This is a genomic window from Citrobacter sp. ANG330 (genome assembly GCF_047467925.1).
GTDB classification, from domain to species: Bacteria; Pseudomonadota; Gammaproteobacteria; order Enterobacterales; family Enterobacteriaceae; genus Citrobacter_A; species Citrobacter_A amalonaticus_G.
Genome location: NZ_JASJUI010000010.1, coordinates 58,710 through 70,163 on the forward strand (window position 1 = coordinate 58,710; position 11,454 = coordinate 70,163).

Sequence of the window (11,454 nt, forward strand, 5' to 3'; positions counted from 1 at the left end):
ACCCCTTTTTATGCGTAAAAAAGGAGTAAACGCAAATGTATAGTCTTTATGCAGGAGTTAATTAAAGTGTTGGCTATTCTTTAAGGGTGTCCTGATCTCAGTATCAGGGCTTTACCTGAAGGTAGGACGGGGCAGAGAGGATGCACAATTGTGCTGCGCCGTTCAGGTCACAAAAAAGTGTCGCTGACTGATGTCGAAAATCAGTTGGAGGAGTGACACCAAAAAACAGGATGAAAACCATGTCCGATCGTATCGATAGAGACGTGATTAATGCGCTAATCGCAGGCCATTTTGCGGATCCTTTTTCCGTACTCGGTATGCACCAGACCTCAGCCGGACTCGAAGTCCGCGCGCTTTTACCTGACGCCACAGAAGTGTGGGTGATTGAACCTAAAACCGGACGCAAAGTCGGCAAACTGGACTGCCTCGACTCACGCGGTTTTTTCAGTGGCGTATTACCTCGCCGTAAAAATCCTTTTCGCTACCAGCTCGCTGTTGTCTGGCATGGCCAGCAAAATCTGATTGATGATCCCTACCGTTTTGGTCCTCTTATTCAGGATATGGATGCCTGGCTGCTGTCGGAAGGCACGCATTTGCGTCCGTATGAAACCCTGGGCGCGCACGCGGACACGATGGATGGCGTCACGGGGACGCGTTTCTCCGTCTGGGCGCCGAACGCGCGTCGCGTTTCCGTGGTGGGGCAATTTAACTTCTGGGATGGTCGCCGTCACCCGATGCGTCTGCGCAAAGAAAGCGGCATCTGGGAACTGTTTATCCCCGGCGCACAGCATGGTCAGCTCTACAAATATGAGATGATCGACGCCAATGGCAACCTGCGGGTGAAAGCCGATCCTTACGCCTTTGAAGCGCAGATGCGTCCGGAAACGGCTTCGCTCATTTGCGGCCTGCCCGAAAAAGTTGTGCAAACCGAGGCGCGTAAAAAGGCCAATCAGTTTGATGCGCCGATCTCCATCTATGAAGTCCATCTGGGTTCGTGGCGTCGCCATACCGATAACAACTTCTGGCTGAGCTATCGCGAGCTGGCTGACCAGCTTATCCCGTACGTGAAATGGATGGGCTTTACCCATCTTGAACTGTTGCCGGTGAATGAGCATCCATTTGACGGAAGCTGGGGTTACCAGCCAACGGGTCTTTATGCGCCAACGCGTCGTTTCGGTACGCGCGATGATTTCCGTTATTTCGTGAACGCCGCGCATCAGGCAGGTTTGAATGTGATCCTTGACTGGGTGCCGGGCCACTTCCCGTCGGATGACTTTGCTCTCGCCGAATTCGATGGCACCAAACTGTACGAGCATAGCGATCCACGCGAAGGGTATCACCAGGACTGGAACACGCTGATCTACAACTACGGTCGTCGTGAAGTCAGTAACTATCTGGTGGGGAACGCCCTGTACTGGATTGAGCGCTTTGGTATTGACGCCCTGCGCGTGGATGCCGTGGCGTCGATGATTTATCGCGATTACAGCCGCAAAGAGGGCGAGTGGATCCCAAATGAGTTCGGCGGCCGCGAAAACCTGGAAGCGATCGAGTTTTTACGCAATACCAACCGTATTCTCGGTGAACAGGTTTCGGGCGCGGTGAGTATGGCGGAAGAGTCAACGGACTTCCCGGGCGTTTCCCGACCGCAGGATATGGGCGGTCTGGGTTTCTGGTACAAGTGGAACCTCGGCTGGATGCACGACACTCTCGATTACATGAAGCTGGATCCGGTTTACCGCCAGTATCACCATGACAAGCTGACCTTCGGCATGCTCTACAACTACACCGAAAACTTCGTTCTGCCGTTGTCGCATGACGAAGTGGTCCACGGTAAGAAATCGATTCTTGACCGCATGCCGGGCGACGCGTGGCAGAAATTTGCCAACCTGCGCGCTTACTATGGCTGGATGTGGGCCTTCCCGGGCAAGAAACTGCTGTTCATGGGCAACGAGTTTGCTCAGGGGCGCGAATGGAACCACGACGCCAGCCTTGACTGGCATCTGCTGGAAGGCGGCGACAACTGGCACCACGGTGTGCAGCGGCTGGTACGCGATCTCAACCTGACCTATCGGCACCACAAAGCGTTACATGAACTCGACTTTGATTCTTACGGTTTCGAATGGCTGGTGGTTGATGACCACGAACGTTCAGTTCTGATCTTTGTCCGTCGCGATAAGGTCGGAAATGAAATTATCGTCGCCAGCAACTTCACGCCGGTGCCGCGTCACGGTTACCGCTTTGGGGTCAATCAGCCGGGCAAATGGCGCGAAATTCTCAATACCGACTCGATGCACTACCACGGCAGCAATGCCGGGAACGGCGGGGCGGTCCATACTGATGAGATTTCCAGCCACGGACGTCCGCAATCGCTGAGTCTGACTCTGCCGCCGTTGTCGACAATCTGGCTGGTCCGGGAGGGCGAATGACGCAACTGGTTGCCGGTAACGCCGCACCGCATGGCGCAACGTATGACGGACAGGGGGTGAATTTCACGCTCTTTTCCGCGCATGCTGAACGCGTTGAGCTGTGCGTGTTTGACGCGTCAGGCAATGAGTTGCGCTATGACCTGCCGGCGCGTACCGGAGATGTCTGGCACGGCTATCTGGCTGATGCCCGTCCTGGTCTGCGTTATGGCTACCGCGTGCATGGGCCGTGGCAGCCCGCGCAGGGGCACTGGTTTAACCCGGCGAAGCTGCTGATTGATCCCTGTGCGCGTCGTGTAGAGGGCGACCTGAAAGATGATCCGCTGATGCATGCGGGTTATGACCAGCCAGATCATCGCGATAACGTTGTCATTGCGCCGAAGTGCGTGGTGACCGTTGATCGCTATGACTGGGAAGACGATGCCCCACCGCGCACGCCGTGGGGCAACACCGTCATCTATGAAGCGCATGTCAAAGGCTTAACGTATCTGCATCCGCAGATCCCGGCGGAGATTCGCGGCACGTACAAAGCGCTCGGTCATCCGGTGATGATCGATTACCTGAAGCATTTGGGGATTACCGCGCTGGAATTGCTGCCGGTGGTGCATTTTGTCAGCGAGCCGCGTCTGCAACGGCTGGGGCTGTCCAACTATTGGGGCTACAACCCGGTCGCGTTGTTTGCGCTGCATCCGGCTTATGCCTGCTCACCAGAGACAGCGCTGGATGAGTTCCGTGACGCCATAAAGGCGCTGCACAAAGCGGGAATCGAGGTCATTCTCGACATTGTTCTCAACCACAGCGCCGAGCTGGATCGCGACGGGCCGCTCATCTCTCTGCGCGGAATCGACAACCGTAGCTATTATTGGATCAGAGAGGATGGCGATTATCACAACTGGACCGGTTGCGGCAACACGCTCAATCTTAGCCATCCTGGCGTGGCGGAATATGCCCTGGAATGCCTGCGTTACTGGGTTGAAACCTGCCATGTCGATGGTTTTCGTTTTGACCTGGCATCGGTGATGGGGCGTACGCCAGCGTTTCGCCAGGATGCGCCGCTGTTCACCGCCATCAAACAGTGCCCGGTGCTGTCTGCCGTTAAGCTTATCGCTGAACCGTGGGATATCGGGGCCGGCGGGTATCAGGTGGGGAATTTCCCCGCGCCGTTCGCGGAGTGGAACGATCATTTTCGCGATGCGACACGCCGCTTCTGGCTACAGCGTAATCTGTCGCTCGGCGAGTTTGCCGGGCGCTTTGCGGCTTCCAGTGACGTGTTTAAGCGCGATGGGCGCAAACCCTCCGCTTCCGTCAATCTGGTGACCGCGCATGACGGTTTTACGCTCAGAGACTGCGTTTGTTTCAATCAGAAACACAATGAGGCAAACGGAGAGGAAAATCGGGACGGAACCGACAATAACCATAGCAATAATCATGGTAAAGAAGGATTAGGTGGCACTCTGGAGGTCGTCGAACGTCGACGCGACAGCATTCATGCCTTGCTGACGACGCTTTTACTTTCTCAGGGAACGCCGATGTTGCTGGCCGGTGATGAACACGGACATAGCCAGCATGGCAACAATAACGCCTACTGCCAGGACAATGCGTTGACCTGGCTGGACTGGTCGCAGGCGAGCGGGGGATTAATCGATTTTACCGCCGCATTGATAAAACTGCGCCAGCAAATCCCGGCTCTGGTGGGAGACCACTGGTGGGAAGAGGGAGATGGCAACGTGTGCTGGCTTAACCGCCACGCACAACCACTGAGTGCGGATGAGTGGCAAAACGGGCCAATGCAGATGCAAATCCTGCTGTCGGGCCGTTTTCTGATTGCCATCAATGCCGCATCGGATACCGCTGAAATTGTTTTACCTGAAGGGGAATGGCGCGCTGTTCCTCCGTTTGCCGGAGAGGATAATCCGGTAATTACGGCTGTCTGGCCGGGACCTGCGCACGGACTGTGTGTGTTCCAGAGATGATCAAAAAGGAGTTAGTCATGGTGAATTTAGAGAAGAACAACCGTTTAATGTTGGCGCGCCAGTTGCCGTTGAAATCTGTTGCCCTGATTCTGGCGGGGGGGCGTGGCACCCGTCTGAAAGATTTAACCAACAAGCGCGCAAAACCGGCCGTTCACTTTGGTGGTAAGTTTCGTATTATCGATTTTGCTTTATCTAACTGTCTTAACTCCGGGATCCGCCGTATTGGCGTCATCACGCAATATCAGTCCCACACTCTGGTACAGCATATTCAGCGTGGCTGGTCGTTCTTTAGCGAGGAGATGAATGAGTTCGTCGATTTGCTACCTGCCCAACAAAGAATGCAGGGCGAAAACTGGTATCGCGGCACGGCAGATGCTGTGACGCAGAACCTCGATATTATCCGTCGTTATAAGGCGGAATATGTGGTGATCCTGGCGGGTGACCATATCTATAAGCAAGACTACTCGCGCATGCTGATCGACCACGTCGAGAAGGGCGCGCGCTGCACTGTGGCCTGTATGCCAGTGCCTATCGAAGAGGCCAGCGCGTTTGGCGTAATGGCGGTCGATGAAAACGATAAGATTATTGAGTTCGTTGAAAAACCGGCGAACCCACCCGCGATGCCAGGCGATGCTACGAAATCTCTTGCCAGCATGGGGATCTACATTTTTGATGCTGATTACCTTTATGAGTTGCTGGAAAAGGATGACAGCGACGAAGGATCAAGCCATGACTTCGGCAAAGATATCATTCCGACAGTCACCAAAGCTGGCATGGCTTATGCACATCCTTTCCCATTGTCGTGCGTCCAGTCTGATCCGGAGTCTGAGCCGTACTGGCGTGATGTCGGAACGCTGGAAGCATACTGGAAAGCGAACCTTGATCTGGCATCCGTGACGCCAGAACTGGATATGTACGACCAGAACTGGCCGATTCGCACCCATATGGAATCACTTCCGCCAGCGAAATTTGTGCAGGACCGCTCGGGCAGCCACGGTATGACGCTGAACTCGTTGGTTTCCGGCGGCTGTATTATTTCGGGTTCTGTGGTGGTGCAGTCTGTTCTGTTCCCGCGCGTGCGGGTGAATTCATTCTGTAATATTGATTCGGCAGTGTTGCTACCCGAAGTCTGGGTAGGACGCTCATGCCGCCTGCGTCGCTGCATTATTGATCGTGCCTGCGTTATCCCTGAAGGCATGGTGATTGGCGAAAATGCGGAAGAAGATGCTCGTCGCTTCTACCGTTCCGAGGAAGGCATTGTGCTGGTGACGCGCGAAATGTTGCGCAAACTGCAGGTCAAACAGGAGTGAGAATGCAGGTTTTACATGTATGTTCGGAGATGTTTCCCCTGTTGAAAACAGGTGGTTTGGCCGATGTGATTGGCGCGTTGCCGGCGGCGCAAATCGCGGATGGTGTGGATGCCCGCGTTCTGCTGCCCGCGTTTCCCGACATCCGTCGGGGTGTTACGGATGCGCAAGTGGTCAGCCGCCGCGACACATTCGCAGGCAGAATTAGCCTGCTGTTTGGTCATTACAACGGGGTGGGAATTTACCTGATTGATGCCCCGCATCTCTACGATCGTCCGGGGAGTCCGTATCACGATACAAACCTGTTTGCCTACACCGATAACGTGCTGCGTTTTGCGCTACTGGGGTGGGTGGGATGTGAAATGGCCTGCGGGCTTGATCCATTCTGGCGCCCGGATGTCGTGCATGCGCACGACTGGCATGCAGGTCTGGCACCTGCGTATCTGGCCGCACGTGGGCGTCCGGCGAAATCGGTATTTACCGTGCACAATCTGGCGTATCAGGGCATGTTTTATGCCCAGCACATGAATGACATCCAGTTGCCATGGTCGTTCTTTAACATGCACGGTCTGGAGTTTAATGGTCAGATTTCATTTCTGAAGGCTGGGTTGTACTACGCCGACCATATCACGGCGGTCAGCCCGACCTATGCGCGTGAGATAACTGAGCCGCAGTTTGCCTACGGTATGGAAGGCTTGCTGCAACAGCGCCACCGGGAGGGCCGTCTTTCCGGCATCCTGAACGGGGTGGATGAGAAAATCTGGAGCCCGGAAACGGATCTGTTGCTGGCGGCGCGCTACACGCGGGATTCGCTGGAAGAGAAGGCGGAAAACAAACGCCAGTTGCAGATAGCAATGGGGCTGAAGGTGAATGACAAAGTTCCGCTGTTTGCTGTCGTCAGTCGCCTGACCAGCCAGAAGGGGCTGGATCTGGTGCTGGAGGCGCTGCCGGGCCTGCTGGAGCAGGGCGGACAACTGGCGCTGCTGGGGGCGGGCGATCCGGTGTTGCAGGAAGGTTTCCTTGCCGCCGCCGCCGAATATCCCGGCCAGGTCGGTGTGCAGATTGGCTACCACGAAGCGTTTTCGCACCGCATCATGGGCGGATCGGACGTCATTCTGGTGCCGAGCCGCTTTGAGCCGTGCGGCTTAACGCAACTCTACGGGCTGAAGTACGGCACGTTGCCGCTGGTACGGCGTACCGGTGGACTGGCTGACACGGTGTCCGACAGCTCGCTGGAAAACCTTGCCGATGGCATCGCCAGCGGGTTTGTGTTTGAGGACAGTAATGCCTGGTCTTTGCTGCGCGCTATTCGCCGCGCTTTCGTGCTGTGGTCTCGACCTTCGCTCTGGCGGTTTGTACAACGGCAAGCGATGGCGATGGATTTTAGCTGGCAAGTCGCGGCGAAGTCGTACCGCGAGCTTTACTATCGCTTGAAATAGATATTCAGGAATCATCATTATGAATGCTCCATTTACCTATGCATCGCCGACGCTGAGCGTAGAAGCCCTTAAGCACTCTATCGCTTACAAGCTGATGTTCACGATTGGTAAAGACCCGGTAATTGCCAATAAGCATGAATGGCTGAACGCAACGCTGTTTGCGGTGCGCGATCGTCTTGTGGAGCGCTGGCTGCGTTCTAACCGTGCCCAACTGTCACAAGAAACCCGTCAGGTTTATTACCTGTCGATGGAATTCCTGATTGGACGTACTCTTTCCAATGCGCTGTTATCGTTAGGTATTTATGACGATGTCCAGGGCGCGCTGGAAGCGATGGGGTTAGATCTTGAAGAGCTCATCGATGAAGAAAACGACCCGGGTCTTGGTAACGGTGGCCTCGGGCGACTGGCAGCCTGTTTCCTGGATTCGCTGGCAACCTTAGGGCTGCCGGGACGCGGTTACGGCATCCGCTACGACTACGGGATGTTCAAGCAGAACATCGTTGATGGGCGGCAGAAAGAATCTCCCGATTACTGGCTGGAATACGGCAACCCGTGGGAATTCAAACGGCATAACACGCGGTACAAAGTTCGCTTTGGCGGACGTATTCAGCAGGAAGGCAAGAAAACACGCTGGCTTGAAACCGAAGAGATCCTCGCGGTCGCCTACGACCAGATTATCCCCGGTTATGATACAGACGCCACCAACACGCTGCGTCTGTGGAATGCGCAGGCCAGTAGCGAAATCAACCTCGGTAAATTCAACCAGGGCGATTACTTCGCGGCAGTGGAAGATAAAAACCACTCCGAGAACGTGTCGCGCGTGCTGTATCCGGATGACTCCACCTATTCCGGACGCGAACTGCGTCTGCGTCAGGAGTATTTCCTGGTCTCGGCAACGGTGCAGGATATCCTGAGCCGTCACTATCAGTTGCACAAAACTTACGACAACCTCGCGGATAAGATTGCCATTCACCTGAATGACACGCATCCGGTGCTGTCGATCCCGGAACTGATGCGGCTGTTGATCGATGAGCATCAGTTCACCTGGGACGACGCGTTTGAAGTGTGCTGTCAGGTCTTTTCCTACACCAACCACACGCTGATGAGCGAAGCGCTGGAAACCTGGCCGGTGGATATGCTGGGTAAAATCCTGCCGCGCCATCTGCAGATCATCTTTGAAATTAACGACTATTTCCTGAAAACGTTGCAGGAGCAATACCCGAATGATACGGGTCTGCTGGGGCGCGCGTCGATCATTGACGAGTCCAACGGTCGTCGCGTACGTATGGCTTGGCTGGCAGTCGTGGTGAGCCATAAGGTGAACGGGGTTTCCGAACTGCACTCGAACCTGATGGTGCAATCGCTGTTTGCGGATTTTGCGACCATCTTCCCGACCCGTTTCTGTAACGTGACGAATGGTGTGACGCCGCGACGCTGGCTGGCGCTGGCAAACCCGTCGCTTTCCGGCGTTCTGGACGAGAATATTGGCCGCACATGGCGTACCGATCTGAGCCAACTCCATGAACTTGAACAGCACTGCGATTTCCCGCTGGTCAATCATGCGGTACGTCAGGCGAAGCTGGAAAACAAAAAGCGGCTGGCAAATTATATCGCGCAGCAGCTTAACGTGGTGGTGAATCCGAAATCGTTGTTTGATGTCCAGATTAAGCGCATTCATGAATACAAGCGTCAGCTAATGAATGTGCTGCACGTGATAACGCGCTACAACCGCATTAAGGCCGATCCTGATGCGCAGTGGGTGCCGCGGGTGAATATTTTTGCCGGTAAGGCTGCTTCAGCCTATTACATGGCGAAGCACATCATTCATCTGATTAATGACGTCGCGAAAGTCATCAATAACGATCCGCAGATTGGCGATAAGCTGAAAGTGGTGTTTATCCCAAACTACAGCGTGAGCCTGGCGCAGTTAATCATTCCGGCAGCCGATTTGTCTGAGCAGATTTCGCTGGCGGGGACAGAGGCCTCCGGTACCAGCAACATGAAGTTTGCACTGAACGGCGCGTTGACTATCGGTACGCTGGACGGGGCGAACGTTGAGATGCTGGAACACGTTGGTGACGAGAACATCTTTATCTTTGGTAACACGGCGGAAGAGGTGGAAGCGCTGCGCAGGCAGGGTTACAAACCGCGTGAATATTATGAAAAAGATGAAGAACTGCATCAGGTGCTGACGCAAATCGGCAGCGGCATGTTCAGTCCGGAAGAGCCCGGGCGTTATCGTGATCTGGTGGATTCGCTGATCAACTTTGGCGATCATTATCAGGTGCTGGCGGACTACCGCAGCTATGTAGATTGTCAGGACAAGGTGGATGCGTTGTATGGTCGCCCGGAAGAGTGGACGGCAAAAGCGATGCTCAACATCGCCAACATGGGCTACTTCTCTTCTGACAGAACCATCAAAGAGTATGCTGACCACATCTGGCATATTGATCCGGTACGGTTGTAAGTCGTCATGTTAAAAAAGGAGCCTGCGGGCTCCTTTTTTGTGCGTAGTGATTGCGCATTGATATGGAATAATAACCGTCTGCTGGTGTATAGTGTCCGAGGAATTAATTATAATTAATTGATAAATTTATGAAAAAAATCACAACATCGATTCCCGCCCTCGACAAAATTATGCGCGTCTTCGCTTATCTGATGGAATGCGATGGCGCGACGTTCACGCAAATTCATCAAAATTCAGGAATCGCAAAAAGCAGTACCTCCTCTTTACTGACGGGCATGGTTGCGCATGGCTTATTGCGTCAGGAAAAAGACAAATATTATCTGGGGCTACGTCTCTACGAATTAGGGAATAAAGCCGCTGAACAGTACGATATTAAAAAAATAGCGCTGCCCATACTGGAAGAAATTCGCAATGCGACGGGTTTAACCTGTCATCTTGGCGTACTTGAAGGCGACTCTCCTATTTATCTTCTCAAGCTGGAAAGCCCACAGGCAATTGTGATCCGTAGTTGGGAGGGCAAGCGCCTTTCGCTGCATAGTTCTGGACTGGGAAAAGTGCTGATTGCCTGGCTTAATTCGGAGGAGCTGGATGAGTTGCTGCCGCCCGATCAGGTTCTGACGCGCTATACCGAAACGACGATTACCGATGTGAATATCCTCAAGCAGGAATTAGCCGGGATCCGTCAGCGCGGCTGGGGCTATGACAACGAAGAAGATTCTTTAGGCGTGCGTTGCATCGCGGTGCCCATATTTAATGCTGAAGGGAAGGTGGTGGCGGCCTTGAGCGTGTCAGGCGTCGCGTTCCAGATCCCGGATGATAAACGAGAAGCGCTTGCCATGCAGATGATGGATGCCAGTCGTCGTCTGTCGTCGATGTTGCGCTAATCTTTTGCCATCTCAACGCTGAAAGGCGGGCGCTAAGCCCGCTGATGAGAGTTACAACCCGGCGCGCTGTAGAACCTTTTTCAGGCTGGTGATATGTGCCTCGCTTGCCGGTTGCACTGGCGGCATGACTTCAACCGAGATATCAATGCCACTGAGTTGGATGGCTTTTTTGATAATCCCGAAGAAGGGCGTATCCAGACTGTAAATAGTTGATAACGCAGACAGTCGACGTTGCAGGCGAAACAAGGTCTCATACTCTTTTTCGCGCCAGGCACGATAAATTCCACAGGTTAACTGCGGAGCAAAATTAGCGGTCGCAGGGATCCCGCCATTTCCCCCCATGATCAACGTGTCCATCATGTATTCATCGTAACCAGAGAAAATAACAAAATCAGGGCGAACCGGTCGTACGGTATTGATGATTTCGCGAATATGGCTAATGTTATCCACGGTATCTTTTATACCAATGATATTGGGAATGTCATGTGCCAGCCGGGTAATTAAATCAATGCTGAGATCCTGGCCGGTAAGCGCCGGAAAGTTATAGAGAATAACCGGTGTATTGATACTTTCGGCGACAGTTTTAAAATGGTGATAAATATAATCATCGGTCAGCCGTGCATAATAAGGATTGAGGACCAGTACGGCATCGACTTCCAGACTGTCAGCATGTCGACCGTAATCAATGACGTCTTGCGTGCTGGTACTGCTGATCCCTAACAACACGGGAATGCGATGATTGATATGTTGAACGCAAAACTCAGCGGCTTCCAGACGCTGTTCTTTTGTCATATGGCAGAACTCACCGCCGCTGCCAAGCAATAATACACCGTTAACCTCGTTCGCAATAAGATGGTCAAGCAAGGTCGCCATCCCTTTCTTATCTAATTTCCCCTGGGCATTAACAATGGTCGGAACAGGCGGAAAGACACCGTTAAATTTTTCAGTTTGCATAATGATT

General features: G+C 53.6%; 7 protein-coding genes. 6 read left to right on the top strand and 1 reads right to left on the bottom strand.

What is annotated here, in order from left to right:
* Nucleotides 1-239 precede the first annotated feature (239 nt).
* The 6 genes from glgB (at nucleotide 240) to QNN88_RS18930 (ending at nucleotide 10,493) form a co-directional block, all read left to right on the top strand.
* Nucleotides 240-2,426 (top strand): 1,4-alpha-glucan branching enzyme, encoded by a 2,187-nt coding sequence (gene glgB, locus QNN88_RS18905; protein WP_414241566.1) that lies wholly within the window; start codon nucleotides 240-242, stop codon nucleotides 2,424-2,426.
* Entirely contained in the window at nucleotides 2,423-4,396 is a 1,974-nt protein-coding gene (gene glgX / locus QNN88_RS18910) for a glycogen debranching protein GlgX (RefSeq protein WP_414241567.1), read from the top strand. Before glgB ends, glgX begins: the two co-directional genes overlap by 4 nt.
* Nucleotides 4,397-4,413: 17 nt before the next feature.
* Entirely contained in the window at nucleotides 4,414-5,706 is a 1,293-nt protein-coding gene (gene glgC, locus QNN88_RS18915) for a glucose-1-phosphate adenylyltransferase (RefSeq protein ID WP_414241568.1), read from the top strand.
* Between the two features lie 2 nt (nucleotides 5,707-5,708).
* Nucleotides 5,709-7,142, top strand: a complete 1,434-nt coding sequence (gene glgA / locus QNN88_RS18920; protein WP_414241569.1) for a glycogen synthase GlgA — start codon at nucleotides 5,709-5,711, stop codon at nucleotides 7,140-7,142.
* Nucleotides 7,143-7,161: 19 nt separating this feature from the next.
* Nucleotides 7,162-9,609: a glycogen phosphorylase gene (glgP, locus tag QNN88_RS18925; RefSeq protein ID WP_414241570.1), complete on the top strand. Its 2,448-nt coding sequence runs from the start codon at nucleotides 7,162-7,164 to the stop codon at nucleotides 9,607-9,609.
* A gap of 128 nt (nucleotides 9,610-9,737) precedes the next feature.
* Entirely contained in the window at nucleotides 9,738-10,493 is a 756-nt protein-coding gene (locus QNN88_RS18930) for an IclR family transcriptional regulator (RefSeq protein WP_414241571.1), read from the top strand.
* Nucleotides 10,494-10,544: 51 nt separating this feature from the next.
* On the opposite strand, the gene QNN88_RS18935 is transcribed toward QNN88_RS18930, so the two are convergent.
* On the bottom strand, nucleotides 10,545-11,450 hold the full coding sequence (locus QNN88_RS18935; RefSeq protein WP_414241638.1) for a dihydrodipicolinate synthase family protein: 906 nt from the start codon (nucleotides 11,448-11,450) through the stop codon (nucleotides 10,545-10,547).
* Between the last annotated feature and the right edge of the window lie 4 nt (nucleotides 11,451-11,454).

What these genes read in the sequence shown, in the direction of transcription:
- glgC (WP_414241568.1), top strand. Translation starts at nt 4,414, where the DNA reads ATGGTGAATTTAGAGAAGAACAACCGTTTAATGTTGGCGCGCCAGTTG.
- glgX (WP_414241567.1), top strand. Translation starts at nt 2,423, where the DNA reads ATGACGCAACTGGTTGCCGGTAACGCCGCACCGCATGGCGCAACGTAT.
- glgP (WP_414241570.1), top strand. Translation starts at nt 7,162, where the DNA reads ATGAATGCTCCATTTACCTATGCATCGCCGACGCTGAGCGTAGAAGCC.
- glgA (WP_414241569.1), top strand. Translation starts at nt 5,709, where the DNA reads ATGCAGGTTTTACATGTATGTTCGGAGATGTTTCCCCTGTTGAAAACA.
- glgB (WP_414241566.1), top strand. Translation starts at nt 240, where the DNA reads ATGTCCGATCGTATCGATAGAGACGTGATTAATGCGCTAATCGCAGGC.
- QNN88_RS18930 (WP_414241571.1), top strand. Translation starts at nt 9,738, where the DNA reads ATGAAAAAAATCACAACATCGATTCCCGCCCTCGACAAAATTATGCGC.